Origin of the sequence: Saccharopolyspora sp. NPDC000359 (assembly GCF_040300525.1) — a bacterium.
In the GTDB taxonomy this organism is placed as follows: domain Bacteria; phylum Actinomycetota; class Actinomycetes; order Mycobacteriales; family Pseudonocardiaceae; genus Saccharopolyspora.
The window spans coordinates 69826-88755 of sequence record NZ_JBEPDU010000017.1 but is presented as its reverse complement, the minus strand read 5'-3'; the positions used below and the strand labels follow the sequence as shown (position 1 = coordinate 88755).

The 18930-nt window shown below is 71.1% G+C and carries 17 protein-coding genes; 6 read left to right on the top strand and 11 right to left on the bottom strand.

The window, feature by feature from the left end:
• Positions 1-2: 2 nt before the first annotated feature.
• Positions 3-254, bottom strand: coding sequence for an EndoU domain-containing protein (locus ABT324_RS13770; RefSeq protein ID WP_351176011.1), 252 nt, complete (start codon positions 252-254; stop codon positions 3-5).
• Positions 142-915: a WXG100 family type VII secretion target gene (locus ABT324_RS13765; RefSeq protein WP_351176009.1), complete on the bottom strand. Its 774-nt coding sequence runs from the start codon at positions 913-915 to the stop codon at positions 142-144. The genes ABT324_RS13770 and ABT324_RS13765 overlap by 113 nt, the downstream gene beginning before the upstream one ends.
• Positions 916-1098: 183 nt before the next feature.
• Here ABT324_RS13765 and ABT324_RS13760 point away from each other — a divergent pair, with 183 nt between their 5' ends.
• Complete coding sequence (locus ABT324_RS13760) at positions 1099-2946, top strand: hypothetical protein (RefSeq protein WP_351176007.1); 1848 nt, start codon at positions 1099-1101, stop codon at positions 2944-2946.
• Between the two features lie 14 nt (positions 2947-2960).
• Entirely contained in the window at positions 2961-4499 is a 1539-nt protein-coding gene (locus ABT324_RS13755) for a type 1 periplasmic-binding domain-containing protein (RefSeq protein WP_351176005.1), read from the top strand.
• A gap of 3 nt (positions 4500-4502) precedes the next feature.
• On the opposite strand, the gene ABT324_RS13750 is transcribed toward ABT324_RS13755, so the two are convergent.
• Positions 4503-5315 carry a class I SAM-dependent methyltransferase gene (locus tag ABT324_RS13750; RefSeq protein ID WP_351176003.1) on the bottom strand — a complete coding sequence of 271 codons (813 nt, stop codon included), beginning with the start codon at positions 5313-5315 and terminating at the stop codon, positions 4503-4505.
• A gap of 67 nt (positions 5316-5382) precedes the next feature.
• Here ABT324_RS13750 and ABT324_RS13745 point away from each other — a divergent pair, with 67 nt between their 5' ends.
• Positions 5383-6003 carry a TetR/AcrR family transcriptional regulator gene (locus ABT324_RS13745; RefSeq protein ID WP_351176001.1) on the top strand — a complete coding sequence of 207 codons (621 nt, stop codon included), beginning with the start codon at positions 5383-5385 and terminating at the stop codon, positions 6001-6003.
• Between the two features lie 18 nt (positions 6004-6021).
• Here ABT324_RS13745 and ABT324_RS13740 read toward each other — a convergent pair whose 3' ends face one another.
• Both ABT324_RS13740 and ABT324_RS13735 read right to left on the bottom strand, forming a co-directional pair.
• A complete protein-coding gene (locus tag ABT324_RS13740; RefSeq protein WP_351175999.1) occupies positions 6022-7278 on the bottom strand; it encodes an amidohydrolase in 1257 nt (418 codons plus the stop codon).
• Between the two features lie 17 nt (positions 7279-7295).
• Complete coding sequence (locus tag ABT324_RS13735) at positions 7296-8819, bottom strand: AbgT family transporter (RefSeq protein WP_351175997.1); 1524 nt, start codon at positions 8817-8819, stop codon at positions 7296-7298.
• A gap of 116 nt (positions 8820-8935) precedes the next feature.
• Between ABT324_RS13735 and ABT324_RS13730 the strand changes: the two genes are divergently transcribed.
• Positions 8936-9970, top strand: a complete 1035-nt coding sequence (locus ABT324_RS13730; RefSeq protein WP_351175995.1) for an Lrp/AsnC family transcriptional regulator — start codon at positions 8936-8938, stop codon at positions 9968-9970.
• A gap of 118 nt (positions 9971-10088) precedes the next feature.
• Here the strand turns inward: ABT324_RS13730 and ABT324_RS13725 are convergent, their stop codons facing one another.
• The 3 genes from ABT324_RS13725 to ABT324_RS13715 form a co-directional block, all read right to left on the bottom strand.
• Positions 10089-11219 (bottom strand): amidohydrolase family protein, encoded by a 1131-nt coding sequence (locus tag ABT324_RS13725; protein ID WP_351175993.1) that lies wholly within the window; start codon positions 11217-11219, stop codon positions 10089-10091.
• A gap of 352 nt (positions 11220-11571) precedes the next feature.
• A complete protein-coding gene (locus ABT324_RS13720; protein WP_351175991.1) occupies positions 11572-12594 on the bottom strand; it encodes an MBL fold metallo-hydrolase in 1023 nt (340 codons plus the stop codon).
• Positions 12595-12689: 95 nt separating this feature from the next.
• Positions 12690-13643, bottom strand: a complete 954-nt coding sequence (locus ABT324_RS13715) for a LysR family transcriptional regulator (RefSeq protein ID WP_351175989.1) — start codon at positions 13641-13643, stop codon at positions 12690-12692.
• A gap of 129 nt (positions 13644-13772) precedes the next feature.
• Between ABT324_RS13715 and ABT324_RS13710 the strand changes: the two genes are divergently transcribed.
• Both ABT324_RS13710 and ABT324_RS13705 read left to right on the top strand, forming a co-directional pair.
• On the top strand, positions 13773-15647 hold the full coding sequence (locus ABT324_RS13710; RefSeq protein ID WP_351175987.1) for a collagenase: 1875 nt from the start codon (positions 13773-13775) through the stop codon (positions 15645-15647).
• A 223-nt stretch (positions 15648-15870) separates the two neighbouring features.
• Positions 15871-16149: a DUF3040 domain-containing protein gene (locus ABT324_RS13705; RefSeq protein ID WP_351175985.1), complete on the top strand. Its 279-nt coding sequence runs from the start codon at positions 15871-15873 to the stop codon at positions 16147-16149.
• Positions 16150-16160: 11 nt separating this feature from the next.
• Here the strand turns inward: ABT324_RS13705 and ABT324_RS13700 are convergent, their stop codons facing one another.
• The 3 genes from ABT324_RS13700 to ABT324_RS13690 form a co-directional block, all read right to left on the bottom strand.
• Complete coding sequence (locus ABT324_RS13700) at positions 16161-16355, bottom strand: DUF2795 domain-containing protein (protein WP_351175983.1); 195 nt, start codon at positions 16353-16355, stop codon at positions 16161-16163.
• A gap of 66 nt (positions 16356-16421) precedes the next feature.
• Positions 16422-18245 carry a transketolase gene (locus ABT324_RS13695; RefSeq protein WP_351176060.1) on the bottom strand — a complete coding sequence of 608 codons (1824 nt, stop codon included), beginning with the start codon at positions 18243-18245 and terminating at the stop codon, positions 16422-16424.
• A gap of 81 nt (positions 18246-18326) precedes the next feature.
• The gene (locus tag ABT324_RS13690) at positions 18327-18839 is read right to left on the bottom strand and encodes an ATP-binding protein (RefSeq protein ID WP_351175981.1); all 513 of its coding nucleotides are present in this window, start codon (positions 18837-18839) and stop codon (positions 18327-18329) included.
• Positions 18840-18930 lie beyond the last annotated feature (91 nt).

The window sequence follows — 18930 nt, the reverse complement described above, 5'->3', positions numbered from 1 at the left end:
GGTCACAATCCTCGCGGGTTTTCGTTGACTCCGGGTCCGCTGGCTGGGTAGGCGGTCACCACGTAGCCGTCGTCTCTGACCGCTACCTCGATGAGAACTCCGTCTCGCACACCGGAGACCCGCCATGCCCCGTTGCTCTGCTTAATGGGTGGGCTGTCCGGATGCTTGACCACGTCTAGGACGTGCCCCGAGATGTACTTCTCGTCCCACCCCTTGGGGAATTCGGTCTTTCCTGCCCGTCCGGTTCCGTACATGTGTCCGCCCCCCCGTGCTGGGTGGTGGATCACCCTCGAGGATGTGCCCCATGCGCTCTGGGGTGATGTGCACGGACTCGGGAGTAGTGGGGTTCATCCACCGCAGACCAAGCATCATATGGTGCGGAGCTGAGATGTTGTTCGAGTCCATGAGGTTGCGCCACGGGGCCAGCACCGGGTCGGCTCCGGCCATGCCGGTGGCGTTGGCGTGCAGGTTTCGGCTGATCCAGGCCATGTTGTCGGCCAACTGCTGCTGGAGCCCGTAGAACGACCTGGCCGTGCGGCGCAGTTCTTCGATCGAGACGTCGACCTCGCCAGCCGTACCGCCAGCCGACATCGCCACGGTCGCGGTCGGGTCAGCTGAGCCGGTGGCCGCGTCCGAGATGGCCAGGTTCTGGTGGTGCGCGCTCTGGTAGTTCTCGTCGATCAGGGCGAGCAGGTCCGCCATGTCGGCGAGGAACTCGGTCATCTCCGCTGCTTCTCGGGCCCACGTCGCGCGGGCGGCTTCGAAGCTCTCCGCGGCTTCGCCGGTCCAGGTAGCGCGCAGGGGGCCGAGCGAGGTGTCGAGGTCGACCAGTTTGGTGCGGATCTGGCTGGTGGCGTCGCGGACGCTTTCCCACGCTTCGCCGATCGCGGCGTAGCGGACGGTGAACCGGTCCATCCCATCCCCCTCGAACTCGTGCTCCCCGCGCAGTTCTAGGCCGGTGGCGGTTGTTGATCAAGCGGTTTGGGGGGATTGTGATGGGGACGTGCGGGGTGGGGTCGGTTCCCGGTTTTCGCTTGACGGGCGGCCGTTGGTGGCGGGAGAGTTACCCGCTGGCTTGATCACGGGGGTGTGAGCCGGATGGTTGGTGGTTTGGCGGGGCGCTCCGGTGTTGTCGAGGACCTGGTTGGTTCGTGCGTGCGGCGGGGGTCGGGGGCGGCCGAACGGGCGAACCTGCCCGTCGTCGTGCTGGTCGGGCCGCGGGGGAGCGGGAAGACCGCGGCGCTGGACGATGTCCAGGAGCGGTGCGCGGACCGCGTTCCGTGCGCGCATGCCGACCTGGAGCGGGTCGTCAAGCCGCCGCGGGCGATCGTCACCGAGCTGGCGTTCAACCTCAGCCGCAAGTTCGACGGGCAGCCTCGCATCCGGTTCCGGCAGCTGTGGTTGTGCCTGCTGGTCAAGGGCGCGCAGCTGAACCCGGAGAACCGGGAGAAGGCGCTGGCGCAGGTGCGCGAGTCGCTGGCGGCCGACGCGGAGTTCTCCGATCGCACGCACAACACCGTCAACGGGGTCGTGGAGACCATCGCGCAGGCCGGGGTGGTCCCGGCGTGGTCGCCGCTGGTCGCCAGCACGTTGCTGCGCGGCGGCGAGGCGGTGCGCTGGCGGCACCGGCTGCGCCGGGCCTCCGGGCTCCGGGACGCGACGCCGCAGCGGTCGCCGAACCTGCAGGACGTGCTGGTCGACATCGGGGTCGCCGACAGCGGGCTGATGGACGAGGTGTTCTGCGCGGCGTTCCTCGCCGACCTGCGGGAGGCCTACCGCGGCCGGGGCGGCAGCAGGCGCAAGGCGAACTGCGTCGCGTTGCTGGACAACGTCGACTCGGCCAGCGGGACGCAGCTGCTCGACCTGTTGCTGGACATCCGGCAGCGGCACCGGCAGGAGCCGGACCCGCTCGTGGTGGTGGCCACCAGCCGGCAGTGGCAGGCGCGGTGGGGGCGGCAGGACAGCGCGCGGACCCCGGAGCAGGCCCGGTTCGACGACTGGGTGGCGCACCGCGAGGCGGACCGCGGCGCGGACTCCTGGTGGTACCCGGTCGAACTGCGCGACCTGACCCCCGCCGAGGTGGTCGAAGCCGGCCGGTTCGGCGGCAGCACCGCGCCGTACGTGCACGCGCTGACCCGCGGCCACCCGTGGGGGATGCGGCAGGTCGGCGCCGCGCTCGGCGAGCAGGCGTCGGGCCTGGCGATGCGGACGTTCCTGGAGCACCGCACCACCGACGAGCCGTCCTTCGCCGAGCGGGCTCGCGAGTACCTGCTGCAGGACTTCGACCTCGTGCAGCGCGACGTCCTGGTCAGCTTGTCGGCGGCGCCGAACCTGGAACTGGCGACCCGCGCGGAGGTCCGCCTCGGCCAGGCCGACGACGCTGGGGTGCTGCACGAGATCCGCAAGCGGATGTGGGCGGGGCTGGACGGTGCGGGTCGGCTCGCGCTGCACCCCTGGCTGCGGCGCCTGCTGCTGCACGAGCTCGCCGCTCGACCCGACGACCACGAGGAGCGCTGGGTCGTCGTGCACGACCGGCACCGCCAGCACCACCGGCAGCACGGCAACACCCCGCTGGCGCTCTACCACGCGCTGGCGCTGGGCGACCTGGGCGCGGTGGTGGCGCACCTGCAGCGGCAGTTCGACCAGATCGGGACCGAGGCCGACGTGGCGCCGTGGTTGGCCAGGCTGGAGCTGATCACGGAAGCGCCCAACAGGTTGCGCACCGACCGGGAGCCCCGCGAGCAGGTCGAGGAGCTGGCGCGGGTGGTGGTGCCCGCGGAAGCGGACCTGGCGCGGCTGGTGGCGGCGAAGTGGCTGATGTCCGACCCGCTCGGCGACCCGGGGCGCACCTTGCGCGGCGTGGTGCGCAGCGAGTTCGAGCAGTTGGCGCGGCAGGCCCGCGCCGGTTTCGTGGTGTTTTTCGGCGAGAGCGAGAAGTACGCCTGACCTGGAGGCAAGCGGTGGGCATCTACCTGGACCAGACGTGGTGGCGGCGGAACCGCCGGCGGATGCTGGTGCTGTCCGCGGTCGTGCTGCTGGTGGTCGCCGGGGTGGTGACCTGGGTGTGGCGGACGAGCCGGTGCGCCGCGGGCATCGAGCGGGCGGAGACCGGGGAGTGCATCGGGCTGTCCGACGGCTCCTTCGAGTTCGTCCCCGAGCTGGCCGGGGTGCTGCGCAAGATCAAGGAGGAGAACGACCGGGTGCTGGCCGAGTCCGGGGGCAACTACGTCAGCATCGCCTACCTGGCTCCCATGACGCTGACCGGGCTGGACACCATCACCCCGGTGTCCACCCGGAACGCCCTGCGGGGCGCCTACACCGCGCAGCTGCGCGCGAACCGGGACAACGGATGGGAGGGCGACTTCCCGATGATCCGGCTGCTGCCCGCCAACCCGGGCACCCGGTTCGAGCAGTGGCAGCCGGTGGTGGAGCAGATCGCGCAGGCGCGGACCGGCCCGGACCGGGTGGTCGCGGTGGCCGGGCTGGGGCAGAGCCACGAGGGCACCAAGCTGGCCATCGACCGGCTGGCGGAGCTCGGCATCCCGATGGTCGGCGCCACCATCACCGCCGACTCCTTCACCGAGCAGGAGAAGGCCGGTCAGTTCAGCGGCCTGGTGCGGGTCGCGCCGTCCAACACCGAGCAGGTGCAGGCCGTGGTGCGGCGGTTGACGGGCAGCCAGCGGGCGATGCTGGTGCAGGACGAGAACCAGTCCGACCTGCTGGCCAGCAACCTCGCCGCGGCCTTCAACGAGGTCTACCCGGCGGCCACCGGGGGTGAGCTGCTGCGGGCCGAGACCTACGACTCCAGGCTGGGCAGCAACGCCAACGCGTTCGCGCCGATGGTCCGCAACATCTGCGTGGCCCAGCCGGACGTGCTGTTCTTCTCCGGTCGCTATCTGGACCTGAAGGGCCTGCTGGAGGCGTTGGGGCAGCGGCGGTGCCCGCAGCTGGGGATCCGGGTGCTCACCCTGGACAGCGTGGTGGACATCGCGGGTGTCGAGGAGGTCCGCGATGCCCTCTCCCCGGGCACCACCCTGGAGTACACCCACCTGTCCAGCTCGGCGGCGTGGCGGGCGAACCCGAAGGCGTTCGAGCCCACCGTCGTCGAGTACTTCCAGCAGACCTACGCCCGCGAGTTCCCGGACAACTCGGCGGGCGACGGCATGGCCGCCACCTCCTTCGACGCGGTCGGCACGGCGATCACCGCGACCCGGCGCGCGGCGGGCACCAGCCACGACGTCGCGCTGGTCACCCCGGAATCGGTCACCTCGCAGTTCCACCGGATGCACGGCGTGGAAGCGGTTCCGGGGGTCAGCGGCTGGCTGTCGTTCGACTGCGTCGGGCACCCGGAGGACAAGGCGGTCTCGGTGTTCACCCTCACCGCGGAGGACACCCGGCCGATCGCGGAGGTCCTGCCCGAGGTCGTCTCCGCCAGCGGCGAGATCCGCACCCCGGAGTCGGGTTCGGAGGCCTTCCGCCCCACCCAGCGGTGCCGGTGACCATCACCGGGTCGCGCTGGTCAGCCAGACCGTTCCGCGCACCTGCACGCCCTGCGGTGTCTCGTGCGGCCGGAAGCCGTCGGCCACCCGGTCGCGCAAAATGTCCACAGTGGACTTGTCGACGTCGCGCAGGTTGAACTGGACGGGCGCCAACGAGCAGATGAAGTCCGCGGCGTCGGCCGCGTCCACCCCCAGGTTCTCGGTGGCCTGCACCGCCTCCACCGCGATGTCCCGGAATCCGGCGCGGTCGAGCACTTCGCGGATGTGCTCGGCCGTGGGCATGGACATCATGCCGCTGGCCGCCGGTGACGGCCGGGTCAGGAACTCGGCGAGGGCGGCGGTCGCGCGGGCGTATTCGCCGCCCGGATCTGGGGTGGTCGGGCTGATGAAGGCCAGTCGGCCACCGGGGCGCAGGGCTCGGCGGATGTTGGTGAAACCGGCGACGAGGTCGTCGAAGAACATCACGCCGCCCCGGCTGATGGCCACGTCGAAACCGGCTTTCGGGAACGCGTGGACTTGGGCGTCGCCCCGCACGAACTCGATGTTGTCGATGCCGGAGGCATCGGCGCGGGCTCGGTTGACCATCGGGGTGGAGATGTCGATGCCCACCACGTACGCGGCCCGCCGGGCTGCCTCGCGGGTGGTGCTGCCCGGGCCGCAGCCGACGTCGAGGACCCGGTGCACCTCGCTGATCCCGGCAGCCGCGAACAGCGGCGCGTTGAAGTCGTCGAGCATTCCGTCGTAGCGCTCCGGGCTCGACGCCCAGAGCTGGCCTTCCCAGCCGTTCCAGGCGGCGGCCTGCTTGGCGTTGGTCACGGGAACCTCCCCGGAATCTTCACTAGAGTTGGTATCTAGTGTTCGACTCCAGTTATAGACTCCGGTCATGAGTCCGGTCAACAAGCGCGCCGAGAAGGCCAGGCAGACCCGTGCGCGGATGCTTCGCGCGGCAGCGGAGCTGTTCGTGGAGCGCGGCTACGGCGCGACGCCGCTGCAGGAGATCGCCGACCGGGCCGGGGTGGCGGTGCAGACCATCTACTTCACCTTCCGCAACAAGCGGAACCTGCTGAAGGAGGTCGTGGACACCGCGATCGCGGGTGACGACGAGCCGGTCGCGACGGTGGACCGGCAGTGGTTCCGCGACGCGCTGGCGGCGGAGACCGCGGCGGACCACCTCCGCGCCCACGTCGCGGGCACCCGCCAAGTCCTGGAGCGAGTGGCGGAGATCGTCGAGGTGCTGCGCGTGGCAGCGGCGGTGGACGCGGAGGTGGTGGAGCTGTGGCCGAAGGGCGAGGACCCGCGCTACGTGGTGCACGCGGAGGCGGCGAAGTCGTTGGTCACCAAACCAGGAGCGCGACCCGGCCTGGACGCGGACGAAGCAGCGGACATCCTGTTCGCCCTGCTGAGCCCCGAGCTCTACCTGCTGCTGGTGCGGGACCGGGGGTGGGCTCCCGAGCGCTGGGAGCGCTGGGTCTGCGGAACCCTGCGCCCCCAGCTGCTCGGGTGAACCTGGGCGGGGAACAGGTCAGCGGCGGATGAGGCGTTCGAGGGTGTCGAGGGCGATCGAGATGCTGCGCTCGTCGATGTCGAACAGCGGATTGTGGTGCGGCGCGGTGTTGCCGCCGCCGACCGTCATGTAGGTGGCGATCCCGCCGTTGCGCTGGACTTCGCGGGCGAACAGGCTCGCGTCGTCGGAGCCGCCCATCTGCTTGGCGCCGTCGGTGGTGGTGGCCCCCGGGAGCTCGGCGGCGATGGCGTCGATCGCCTCGACCAGTTCCGCGTCGCAGTCCATCGTGGCCGAACCGCCGGTCTCGACCACGTCCACCGCGACGCCGTGCACCTCGCCGGAGCCGCGCAGCGCGGTCTTGATGCGCTCGGTCAGGGAGGCGCTGACGTCGGAGTCGGTGGAGCGGGCTTCCAGGGTCATCTGCGCCCAGGACGGCACAATGTTGACGTTGTCACCTCCGTGCAGGGTGCCCACGTTGATGCGGGTGTCCGCCGTGGAGTAGCGCGGCAGCGCCATCACGTTGAGCAGTGCGCTCGCGGCCGTGACCAGCGCGTTCGCGCCCTGCTCCGGAGCTCCCGCGGCGTGCGCGGCGGTGCCGGTGAAGGTGGCGCGCATCTTGGTGGTGGCCAGCAGGCCCTCGATGCCGCCGCTGACCTTGCCCGCCGGTTCGTCCAGGCCGAGGTGCACGGCGACGAACCGGTCCACTCCGTCGACCGCGCCTGCGGCGAGCATCGACGCCGCCCCGCGACCACCCTCCTCGGCGGGCTGGAACAGGAACCGCACGGTGCCAGCGAAGTCGTCGTCCGCGACCAGTCGACTGGCCAGGCCCAGCCCGATCGCGGTGTGCCCGTCGTGCGCGCAGGCGTGCATCGCGCCGTAGTCGCAGCGGAAACCGCCCGTCGCCGGGGCGTGCTCGGGGCTGTCCGACTCGGTCAGCGGCAGGGCGTCCATGTCGAAGCGCAGACCCCAGGTGGGGCCGGGGCGGTTCCCGCGGACCTCGGCGATCACGGCGGTGCCGCACTCCGCCGCGTGCTCGACGTTCCCGGCGTCCGCGCCGGTGCGCACCGCCCGCTCGGCGAACAGCTCGCGCTGCTCGGCGGTCGGGTAGTCGACCACGGTGTCCGCACGCATGGCCGCCTGGCCGGTCAGCGGTTCCAGGCCCAGCTCCCGCAGCCGGGACACGACAATGCTGGACGTGCGGATCTCCAGGAACGCCGGTTCGGCGTACCGGTGGAAGTCGCGCCGCAGCGCTGCGAGCTCGTCGAAGTGCATCATCTCTCCTCAGTGGGTGGTTACAGCCGGATGCCCGAACCCGGCCCGACGGGCAGGTCGAAGAAGTAGAACACCGCGAGGATCAACAGCCACACCGCGAAGAACGGCAGCACGAACACGCTCAACCGTGCCAGCAGCGTGCCCAGCTGCGTCTCCGGCTGGTACTTCCGGTTCACGCTGAGCAGGATGTAGACGTAGGCGTTGAGCGGGCTGACCGCCTGCGTGGTCGAGTCGCCGATCCGGTACGCGGCCTGGATGAACGCCGGGTCGTAGCCGAGGATGCTGAACGCCGGGACCATCACCGGGGCCAGCAGCGACCACAGCGCCGAGCCGGAGGTGACGAACAGGTTCGCCACCGTCGCCAGCAGCACCATTACGATGATCGCCGGGAACCCGGTCAGGTGCGCGGCGCGCAGCCCGTCGGCCGCGCCGATGGCGATCAACGTGCCGAGGTTGGTCCAGGTGAACAGGGCGATGAACTGGGCGGCGACGAAGATGAACACGATGTAGCCCGCCATGTCCTTGACGGTCTCGGTCATCATCCGCGGCACGTCCCCGCGCTGGGTGACCGTTGCGGCCGTCAGGCCGTACGCGAGCCCGGCCAGCAGGAACGCGATGATGATCAGCGGCACGATGCTGCTCAGGAACGGCGAGGGCACCAGGGAACCGTCCTCGCCGCGCAGGAAGCTGCCCGGCACCAGCCAGGCGCCGAAGGCGATCACGGCGTAGCCGACCAGCACCGCGAACGCCCGCCACACGCCCTTGCGCTGCTGGGCGGTCAGCTCCGCGGCCTGCTCGCCCTCCGGGTCGCTCCACGGGCCCAGCCGCGGCTCCAGCACCCGGTCGATCAGGAACCCGCCGACCAGCGGCAGCAGCAGCCCGGCGGTGGCCGCGAAGAAGTAGTTCATTGCGATGTGGACGTGCACCTCGACGCCCAGCGGCGCGATCTGGACCGCCTTCTCGGTGATGCCCACCAGCAGCCCGTCCAGCGAGCCGACCAGGATGCCACCGCCGTAACCCGTCGCGCCGCAGGCGAAGGCCCCGACCAACCCGGCCACCGGGTGGCGGCCCGCGGCCTTGAACACCAGCGCGGCCAGCGGCGGGATCACGATCAGCGACGGGTCGGACATGACGTGCGCCTGGCAGGCGACGAAGGCCACCGCGTAGGGCAACAGCCAGCGCGGGGCGCGGCCGAAGACCAGGGTGACCGCGGCGGACAGGAACCCGGTCCGCTCGGCGAAGCCGACCACCAGCATCATCGCCAGCACGGTGCCCAGCGGTGGGAAGCCGATGAAGTTGTCCACGAAGTTGGTCAGGAACCAGACCAGGCCCTCGGAGCTGAGCACGGCGCGCACCGGGACCGGTTCGTCCTTGCCGGGGACGTCGACGGTGACGCCGAAGGCGGCGATCGCGGTGGAGACCACCGCCAGTGCGGCGAGCAGGTAGACGAACAGGAAGAACGGCTCGGGAAGCTTGCTGCCGACCCGCTCGATGCCGCTGAACACCCGGTCCAACCGGGTCGGCCGGGTACGCGCTGTGTCCATGTGTGCTCCGGGCGTGTTGGTCCCCGCGGGCCGGTACCCGCGGTTGGCGGAAAGGATGGACAACGCACCAGAGCCGCTGCTTGGATTGCCGGAAATCACCACGTGAAGGTTCGTGCATGCAAGATTCGTCCAGCCTCGACGAGCTCGACCTGTCGCTCGTCAACGCGGTCCAGATCGCCCCGCGCGGCTCCTGGCAGGTCATCGGCTCGGTGCTGGGCGTGGACCCGAGCACGGTCGCGCGCAGGTGGCAGCGCCTCACCGAGCAGGGGCTGGTGTGGATCACGGCCTACGCGCGGCTCACCGCACCATCGGGTTTCGTGCTCGGGTGCGTGGAGATCGACTGCCGACCCAGCGAGCGCGACCACCTGGCGGTCCTGCTGGCCCGGCTGCCGCAGGTCGTCTCGGTGCACCACGTGGGCAGCGGGCGGGACCTGCTGGTGCTGGTCAACGCCCGCAGCCTGCCCGCGCTGTCCCGGTTCGTGCTCGACGAGCTCAGCCACCAGCCGGGGGTCCGCAGGACGAGCGTGCACGCCGCGACCACGATCTTCGGGGAAGGCGTCCAGTGGCGGCTCAACGCGCTCTCGCCCGCGCAGCGCGCGCAGCTGGCCGCGCACGCGCCTCCGCGCGGGAAGCAGGGCGTGCTGACCGAGGGCGACCGGGACTTGATGGTGGCGTTGAGCACCGACGGACGCCGGACGGTGGCACACCTGGCCGAGCTGACCGGCACGAGCGTGTCCACCGCGCGCCGCCGCCTGGCCAGGCTGGTCGACCAAGGCCTGGTGTCGATCCGCTGCGAAGTCGCCCAGAGCCTCACCGGTTGGCCGGTTTCAGCGATCTTCTGGGCCAACGCCCCGGCCAGCGAGCTGTCGGAGGTGGGCCGGGCCCTGGCGAAGCTCCCGGAAATCCGGTTCTGCGCGGCCGTGACCGGGGAGCACAACCTTGTCATGATCGTGTGGCTGCGCTCCCCGGAGGACTGCCACCGTCTGGAGGAGCGCCTGGCGAGCCGCCTGCCGACGCTGTCCCTGGCCGAGCGCGCGATCACCCTCCGCCAGCTGAAGCGCCAGACCAGGATCCTCGACGACCTGGGCCGCAGCACGGAAGCGGTGCCCACCGACCCCTGGGCGGACCTGCACCTCAGCCGGTGCGGGTGATTCCACAGTGGACTGACGTCGGAACCCGCTGACCGCCTGGGTCAGGGGGCGTGCTCGGCGTGTCGACCACGGAGGGACGCCGGACTCGTTGGCGCACCGAGTGGCCTCCTGAGTGGTGTTATCGCTGGTCGAGGCGGTAGACGCGGCGGGCGTTGTCGCGGCCGACCATCCGCGCCACCCGGATCGCGTCCGAAGTGGACCAGTCGTCGGCGGCCACCCGCTCGCCCAGCGCGGTGCGCATGGCGCGCCGCCACAGCAGCGCACCGAGGTGGTGCAGCTCCGGCGGTCCGCACGCGTCGGAGGAGAACAGGACCTTCGCGAACGGCGCGAGCTCCAAGGACTCGGCCACCACCGCGGCCGAGCGCGCGCCGGTGTGGTTCACCGCCAGCCCGACGTCGAAGTGCACGTGCGGGAACGCCTGCGCCAGGTAACCGGCGTTGCGGTGGTACGGGTAGCAGTGCAGCAGTAGGAGGTCCACGCCGTGCGGTTCGACGAGCTTGATGAACCGAGTCAGCAGCAGCGGATCGCAGCGGTGCAGCTCGACGTCGGGATCGCCGTACCCGGCGTGCAACTGCAGCGGCAACCCCCGGTCGACGCCGGTCCACAGCGAGAACCGCAGCAGCACCGGGTCGTCGACCCGGCCGCCGGAGCGCAGCCACCGGTCCGCGGCGGCGACGACCTCGGTCCGGGACGGACGCCCGGGGTCGAAGTCGAAACCGAAGCGGTAGGCCACGATGCTCTTGAGACCCACCGCGTCGACCGTGCGCTGCGCCAGCACCTCCGGGAACCGCCCGGGCAGCTCGGCCGCACCCACGCCGTCGCGCGCGAGGTCCTCCAGCACGGCTTCCAGGCGCACGACCTCGTCCACCCGCGCACCGGAAGCCGGAGCCATCTCGGCGGGGGAGAGGAGCGAACCGCTCGCGTAGCCGGTCTCCACCAGGAAGTGCTCGACGCCGCTGGCCGCCAGCAGGCGCCGGGTGACCTCGTCCACGCCGAGTTCCTCGCGCCGCGCGACGTAGTCGGCGGCCCCGGCGTGCGGCGGCAGGCCGAGCACGGGAGCGCACCAGCGGCGAACGGCGAACCCCAGCGGCGAGTCGAACTGCGTCATCCACCCCGGCACCGGCCGGTCCGACTCGGTCAGGTGCTGCTCCAACCCCGCCCGGTCGACCCCGTCCCGGAGCGCGCCGTGCACGTGGTGGTCCACCAGCGGCAACTCGTCCACGGCCATCGCCAGCTCATCGATCGACATCGCGCCTCCGTCCACCCAGCCCCCCCACACCCCGCGCAGCCCCCGGTCGCAGTCTCCCCGAAACCCCAACCCCAGGCGCGCCATGCCCACCTCGAAGGCGCTCCGCCGAACTGCCCAACGACCTCGCGCGATTCCAACGGGAAGCGCATATCTGCTTTCCAGTGAGGTGCTCTCGCCGGACCCGCACAGGCGAGTCGCCGGATGATTCACAGTTTCAACTGAAACTGTAACCACCGGTGTGTCGGGCATCCGACACGCCGGTGATGCGTCGGGCTCTTGCGGAGATCACCTCAGTGGGTTCGCGTGAAGTCAGGCGCTGGGGTCCAGTGGTCGGTGGGTTGGTCGCGGGTGGTCAGGCTGGGGCGTAGTGCTTGATGCCGTCGATGGTTTCCGCGCGGAGCTTGGACTGGAGGGCAAGGACGTCCAGGTGGGCCGCTGTTTCCAGGACCGCCAGCATCTGGTTGTACGGGTCCATGTCGTCCAGCGGGTGCTCGCGGCGGGTCCAGGTCAGGCCGCGGGCCACTTCGTAGGCCGTGCTGGCACCTCGGTCCACCACCGCCGCGGTGTCCGCCAGGCGGCGGTCGTGGTGGTCCAGCAGTTCGTCGATCCGCTGGTGCGCGCTGTCGGTGACCGGGCCGTGCGCGGGCAGCAGGCGCATGTCCGGCAGTGCGCGGACCAGCCGCAACGAGGCCATGTAGTCGTGCAGCGGCAGTGCGCTGGGCGCCTGCTCGAAGCCGATCGACGGGGTGATGTGCGGCAGCACGTGGTCCCCGGCGAACAGCAGCTCGCTGGCGTCGTCGATGAACACCACGTGCCCGCGGGTGTGGCCGGGGGTGGGCAACGCGCGCAGTGGTCGGTCGGCCAGGCTGACGTCGGTGGACGCGGTGATCCACTCGTCGGGTTCCTCCCAGCCGGTCGTTGGCCGCTTCGAGCCGCGGGCGGCGATCACCGCGTCGCGCACCGGTTTCGCGCCGCACGCGGCAAGCATCTCGACCTGCTTCTCCAGCGCCACGTGGTCGGGCCGCATCAGCGTCTGGAGCGTGGGCTGCTCGCCCTCGCCCAGCAGCACCCGGGAACCGTACTCCCGGCGCAGGGCCACTGCCTGCGTGTAGTGGTCGCGGTGCGCGTGGGTGACCAGGAACCGCCGGATGTCGCCGAGCCCAGCACCGATCTGGCGCAGTCCGGCGGTGAGCTGCTCCCGTGCCTCCTCCAGCGCCCAGCCGCCGTCAACCAGGGTGAGCGCGTCACCGTCGGCGATCGCGTAGACGTTGACCGCGCGCAAGCCGTCGTTGGGAAGGGGGAGTGGGATCCGGTGCACGCCGGGCGCGACCTCGTGCGCACCGGGCCGCATCCACTCGTGCCGGGAGTCGCCCATGACCACACCTCCGAGCCCGCCCCCGTTCGGAGGCGTCCCAGTAGGCGTACCACAGACATACCGACCGGTCAGTGTGTACTGCGCCACGTCCGCGCTCACCGCACCGGGTGCACCTCGGGGTGGGCGGTCCACCAGCGGTGGAAGGTCGGGTTGTCCGCCACGTGCGCCAGGTAGGCCTGCGCGAAGTCCTGGTAGAGCAGGTCCGCCTGCGCCCTGGTCAGGCGGTCGTGCCGCCAGGCCACCACCAGCCGGGCCACCAGCGGATCGCCTGCCAGCGGCAGCACGACCGTCCCCTCCGGCGCCGCGAAGGTGGGCTCCACCAGCCGGATCCCGTAACCGCGCGCGACGAGCTCCCGCGCGCCGCCGCTGGGGGCCTCGAACCGGATGCGCGGTTCGAACCCGGCGTCCAGGCAGGCGGCGCGGAACGCCGCCAGCGAACCGTCGTCGGCGCCCGGCGGGCCGATCCACGACTCCCCACCCAGCTCGGCCAGCCGGACCTCGTCGCGGTCGGCCGCCCAGTGGTCGGCGGCCAGCGCGACGAACCACGGGTAGCGCGGGACGAGGACGCGGCTGGCCACCGACCGGGCCAGCGAGACCTCGAAACCCTCGGCGTTGGCGACCAACCCGGCGTCGTAGCGGCCGCGCGACAGCGAATCCGCCAACACGGCGGCGGACGACTCGACGTGCAGCATGACCTGGCCCAACCGGCCGTCCTGCACCCGGTCCACGACGCTCGGCACGCACGCCAGGTGCGAGCAGCCGAGGTGCAGCGGCTCGGTCGACGGCGACGGACGCCCCGCCGCGCCGAAGAGGGAATCGACCTCCGACAGCACGATCCGGGCCCGGTCCACGGTCCGGCGGCCGAAATCCGTCGGCACCACACCGGTTCTGCTGCGCACGAACAGCGAATCGCCCAACATCCGCTCGATCGCCTGCAGCTGGTTGCTCAACGCGGGTTGGGTGAGCTCCAGTCGGGCCGCGGCGCGCGTGATGCTGCCGGTTTCCGCGATCGCGCAGATCATCCGCAGCTGCCGGATCTCGATCGTCATAGCGGAACTGTATATCGCAGATTATGACGCCAGATCACTTCCAGCTGCCAGAATTCCCCACACGTGCGCACGTTCCACACCACCGCTCACCGGCGCCACGCGCCGGAATCCCCCATCAGGAGGTAGAACGTGCCGTTCAGACCACCGGGTTCGGCTGGTTGGCGGAGCGCCCTGCGCCGCGCCACCTTCCTCGGCCTGGCGCTGGCCCTGATCTCGTCCGCGTCCCCCGCACTGGCCGAAAAGCCAGCCGAGGCAAGGAAGTTCTTCCAGCAGCAGAGCACCGAACACGCCCCGCTGCCCGCCCACAACCCCAGCAAGCACTTCGGTGCGCCGCAATTCCCCCGGCCCTCCATGCAGGCGGCACCGGCCGAGGAGTGCGATCCGGCGCGCTTCACCGGGAACACCGGCGCGGCCCTGGTCGATGAGATCAAGTCCGCCGGGACCGACTGCATCAACACCCTGTTCAGCCTCTCCGGTGCGGACGCGCGCGGCGCGTTCCGGGAGGAGCAGATGATCACCGTCGCCAACGCCTACCGGGACAACGCGGTCGACTACCCCGGCGACAACAGCACGAGCACCGCGCAGCTGGTGCTCTTCCTGCGCGCCGGATACTACGTCCAGTACGGGGACCCGGGCAGCGTCGGCGAGTACGGGCCGGAGCTGGAAGCGGCGGTCCAGGGTGCGCTGGACACCTTCTTCGGCAACGCGGAGTCCGGAACGGTCAGCGACGAGAACGGTGAGGTGCTGGCCGAATCGGTCACGCTGATCGACAGCTCCGCCGAGAACGGGCGGTACCTGGACGTCGTGGAGCGGCTGCTCACCGCCTACGACTCGTCCTACGACCAGTACTGGTGGATGGTCAACGCGGTCAACAACACCTACACCGTGCTGTTTCGCGGGCACCAGTTCCCGGACTTCGTCGACGCCGTGCACGCCGACCCCGGCGTGCTGGACACCCTGCACGCCTTCGCCTCGCAGCACCTGGACCTGCTCGGCACCGACAACAGCTTCCTGACCGCCAACGCGGGGCGCGAACTCGCTCGCTTCACCCAGGACGAAGCGCTGCGCGCGAAGACGCGCCCGATGCTCACCGACCTGCTCGGCAAGAGCGACCTGACCGGGCCAACGGCGCCGCTGTGGGTCGGCATCGCCGAGGTGGCCAACACCCACGACGGCGAGAACTGCGCCGAGTACGGGACCTGCGACCTGCCGCAGCGGCTGGTCGACGCGGTACTGACCGTCGAGCACAGCTGCGGACCGAGCATCAGCATCCTCGCCCAGCAGCTCAGCGCTGACGAACTCTCGGCCACCTGCACCAGCCTCACCGGCCAGGACGCGTTCTTCCACGAGCAGGTCCAGACCGGCGGGCAGCCGGTCGCCGACGACCACAACGACACCATCGAGGTGGTGGTCTTCGACTCCAGCGACGACTACCGGACCTACGCGGGCGCGATCTACGGCATCGACACCAACAACGGTGGCATGTACCTCGAGGGCGACCCGGCCCAGCCGGACAACCAGGCGCGGTTCATCGCCCACGAGGCCGAGTGGCAGCCCAGCTTCGAGATCTGGAACCTCAACCACGAGTACACGCACTACCTCGACGGCCGCTTCACGATGCACGGTGACTTCGCGGCGGCGACCAGCACGCCGACGGTGTGGTGGATCGAGGGGATCGGCGAGCACATCTCCTACGCCTACCGGGGGCAGCCCTACCCGGAGGCGGTGGAGGAGGCGGGCAAGCAGACCTACCGGCTCAGCGAGCTGTGGGACACCACCTACGACAACGCCGACACCACCCGCACCTACCGGTGGGGCTACCTCGCCGTCCGGTACATGTTCGAACGCCACCCGGCCGAGCTCGGCACCGTGCTCGGGTACTACCGCACGGGCGACTGGGCGGGTGCCCGCGAGTTCCTCACCGGCACCATCGGCACGAGCTACGACGAGGACTGGTCGAACTGGCTCGCAGAGTGCGCCGCGGGTGCCTGCTCGACCCCGTGAGCGCCAGCCCGGCGAGCTCCGCGCTCGCCGGGCCAGGACGAGGACCGGGGCGATGACGTGCAGTAGTCAAAAGTGATCGCACTGCGTGATCAAAAATCACCCGGTCGTCGCGTGGGGCAGCGAACCCGCCCGTGCCAATCTGTATGGGCCCTTCCGGGGGCTTCAGCCGGATGGGGGGCGGGTACCTCTTTGGGGTCGAAGGGAACGTTGCTAGGAGCTCGTCATGTTGAGCAGGCACGAGCGGGACAGGCTCGCCGAGATCGAATCGGCGCTGGTGTCCGGCGATCCTCGGCTGGCGGAGAAGTTCGAGCGGTTCGACGGGCGCCGGGACTGGACCGGCATGCGCCGGTTCCTGGTGTTCCTGGTGTTCGCGCTGCTCGCCCTGCTGGCGGTGTTGTGCGTGCTGAGCGGGCTGGTGCTGAGCGCGACAACGCTGTTCATCGCCGCCGTCGCGGGTGCGGGCGCGGCCTGGTGGCGGGGCAGGCGGAAGCACCGGCCCTGACCCGCCGCTGATCACGGGTGCGGAAGGGCCTGCAGGACCGTGTCGGACTCGACGTAGGTGCCCTCGGGCAGCGTTCGCAGGCGGGCCAGGTGCGCGGCTGGGGCGCCCAGGGCCGCGCACTGCTGGCAGACCTCCTGCTTGGTCGCCGGGAACCGGACGTGGCAGAGGTACCTGAGCAGTTCGGCGTGATCGGGTGAGGACGACATCACTGGCCTCCGGGCGGCAGCGTCGACTTTCCGGCTACCCGCCCGCAGGCCAGTGGAACCCCGCTATCAGGCCTTGAGCAGCTCCCGGGCTTCGGCCGCGATGGAGGCGGCGTCGATGCCCGCCTGGCCGAGCAGCTCCGCGGGGGTCCCAGAACCAGGCATGATGCGCACGGCCAGGACGCGCACCGGTGCCCCGACACCGGCCAGCGCACTGAGCACGGACTCGCCGAGCCCACCCTCCGGCCAGTGGTCCTCGGCGGTGACCAGCCCGCGGGTCTCGGCCGCCGCCCGGCGCAGCGTCGCGGCGTCCACCGGTTTGATCGAGTACAGGTCGATCACCCGAGCCTGGATGCCCTCCGGGGCGAGGATGTCCGCCGCGTGCAGGGCCTCGTGCAAGGTGACCCCGGCGCCGACCAGCGTGACGTCGTCGCCGTCGCGGACCACCCGGGAGCCACCGACCGGGAATGCCTCCTCCGGCGAGTAGATCACCCGGCTCGCCCCGCGGCTGGTGCGCATGTAGTTGATCCCCGGCCGGTCGGCCATCGCCTCGGTCAACCGCACCGCCTGGTTCGCGTCGCACGGGTAGAGCACCGTGCTGCCGTGCACCGCGCGCAGCGAGGCCAGGTCCTCCAGCGCCATCTGCGACGGCCCGTCCTCACCGATGGCCACCCCGGCGTGCGAACCGACCAGGCACAGGTCGGCCCGGCTGACCGCGGCCATCCGGATGAAGTCGTAGGCGCGGGTCAGGAAGGCGGCGAAGGTCGAGGCGAACGGGCGCCACCCCCGCACCTGCATGCCCACCGCCGCGGCGACCATCTGCTGCTCGGCGATGAACATCTCGAAGTAGCGGTCCGGGTGGGCGTCGCGGAACATCTCGGAGAACGTCGAGTTCGACACCTCGCCGTCGAGCGCCACCACGTCGCCGCGGCGGTCGCCGAGCGCGCGCAGCGCCTCGCCGTAGGCCTTGCGGGTGGCGACCTCGGTGCCCAGCTCGAAGGCGGGCAGCCCACCGCTGCGCACCTCGAAGACGTGCGGCTCGCCCTGCGCGTCCGGCTTGGCGGGGGTGACCCGCAGGTCGCGGAGGCCGCCCAGCTCCTGGATGGCCTCGTCCTCGTGCACCAGCGGCTTGCCGTGGAACCCCAGCTGGTCCTCGACCTCGGCGATGCCCCGGCCCTTCTTGGTCGCCGCCAGCACCGCGACCGGCCGCCCGTCGCCGTCCTCGGCGTCCTTGAGCGCGGTCTCGACCTGCTCCGGGTCGTGCCCGTCGATCTCCAGCACCCGCCAGCCGGCGGCCCGCGCGCGGGCGGCGTAGGCGTCGAGGTCCCAGCCGTGCATCGTCTGCCCGGTCTGGCCCAGCCGGTTGACGTCGACCAGCGCGATCAGGTTGTCCAGCTGCTCGTGCCCGGCGTGCTCCAAGGCCTCCCAGACCGAGCCCTCGGCCATCTCGCTGTCCCCGCACAGCACCCACACGCGGTAGGGCAGCCGGTCCAGGCGCTTGCCGGCCAACGCCAGGCCGACCCCGATCGGCAGCCCCTGGCCGAGCGACCCGGTGGCCACGTCCACCCAGGGCAGCACCGGGGTGGGATGCCCCTCGACCCGGCTGCCGAACTCGCGGAAGGTCATCAGCTCGGCGTCGTCGATGGCCCCGACCGCCTTTAGGCAGGAGTACAGCAGCGGTGAGGCGTGCCCCTTGGAGAAGATGAGGTGGTCGTTGCGCGGATCGTCCGGGTGGTCGAAGTCCAGCCGCAGGTGCCCGTCCAGCAGCCCGGCCATCAGGTCGGCGGCGGACATGGAGGACGTGGGATGCCCGGACCCGGCAGCGCTGCTGCACCGCACGGAGTCCACCCGCAGCTGCTGTGCCAGTTCGTTGCGGAAGGTCAGGTGGTCCATGCCCCACCAGATGCCCACCACCGCAGCTGTCGAAACGCGGCGAGCTGGGTGGTCAGGCCCGGCGGCGCGGACCGGCGGCCGTCAGCGGAGGTCGCTGTTGCTCAGGCCGGAGAGCAGCCGCTTGACGACCTCGGGGTCGATCTCCGCGGTCTCCTCGGCCGGGTGCTCGGCCATCGGGTTGCGCCGGGTCTTGGAGCGGCGGGGGAGCGGCACCGCGTCGGCCGAGACCCCACCCGGGAGCGGCACCTCGCACCACACGACGCTGCCGCCGCCGCGCAGGGCGGTCGAGCCGCAGCGGCCACCGGCGAACCCGGAGGCCAGCGCGGGCGGGAGGGTGGCCTGCTCGTCCTCGACCTCGGCGACCAGGCTGTCGCCGCTGAGCCGCAGGCGGACGGTGATGAAGCCCGCCGAGTCCGGGCTGGCGTTGTCCACGGCCGCGGTGACCAGGGCGGTGGTGAGCTGCGTGGTCTCGTCGACCAGGTCGCGCAGGGACCACTCGGCGAGGGTGAACCGGACGAACATCTCGGCGCAGTTGACCGCGCTGGGCAGTGCGATGAGTCGCAGGTCGTCGACTTGTGCGGTTTGGGTGTTCACCTGGCTGTCGTCCTCCATCCGCGTCCGCTGCGCGTTGTCACCCGGAAGCCGTATTTTGCCAACTCGTTCGGGCGGCTCGTGCACAGGGGCG

Bases quoted from the DNA above. Each gene is read 5' to 3' on its own strand.
- ABT324_RS13770 (WP_351176011.1), bottom strand. From the start codon at position 254: ATGTACGGAACCGGACGGGCAGGAAAGACCGAATTCCCCAAGGGGTGG.
- ABT324_RS13765 (WP_351176009.1), bottom strand. From the start codon at position 915: ATGGACCGGTTCACCGTCCGCTACGCCGCGATCGGCGAAGCGTGGGAA.
- ABT324_RS13760 (WP_351176007.1), top strand. From the start codon at position 1,099: ATGGTTGGTGGTTTGGCGGGGCGCTCCGGTGTTGTCGAGGACCTGGTT.
- ABT324_RS13745 (WP_351176001.1), top strand. From the start codon at position 5,383: ATGAGTCCGGTCAACAAGCGCGCCGAGAAGGCCAGGCAGACCCGTGCG.
- ABT324_RS13740 (WP_351175999.1), bottom strand. From the start codon at position 7,278: ATGATGCACTTCGACGAGCTCGCAGCGCTGCGGCGCGACTTCCACCGG.
- ABT324_RS13735 (WP_351175997.1), bottom strand. From the start codon at position 8,819: ATGGACACAGCGCGTACCCGGCCGACCCGGTTGGACCGGGTGTTCAGC.
- ABT324_RS13730 (WP_351175995.1), top strand. From the start codon at position 8,936: ATGCAAGATTCGTCCAGCCTCGACGAGCTCGACCTGTCGCTCGTCAAC.
- ABT324_RS13725 (WP_351175993.1), bottom strand. From the start codon at position 11,219: ATGTCGATCGATGAGCTGGCGATGGCCGTGGACGAGTTGCCGCTGGTG.
- ABT324_RS13720 (WP_351175991.1), bottom strand. From the start codon at position 12,594: ATGGGCGACTCCCGGCACGAGTGGATGCGGCCCGGTGCGCACGAGGTC.
- ABT324_RS13715 (WP_351175989.1), bottom strand. From the start codon at position 13,643: ATGACGATCGAGATCCGGCAGCTGCGGATGATCTGCGCGATCGCGGAA.
- ABT324_RS13705 (WP_351175985.1), top strand. From the start codon at position 15,871: ATGTTGAGCAGGCACGAGCGGGACAGGCTCGCCGAGATCGAATCGGCG.
- ABT324_RS13700 (WP_351175983.1), bottom strand. From the start codon at position 16,355: ATGTCGTCCTCACCCGATCACGCCGAACTGCTCAGGTACCTCTGCCAC.
- ABT324_RS13695 (WP_351176060.1), bottom strand. From the start codon at position 18,245: ATGGACCACCTGACCTTCCGCAACGAACTGGCACAGCAGCTGCGGGTG.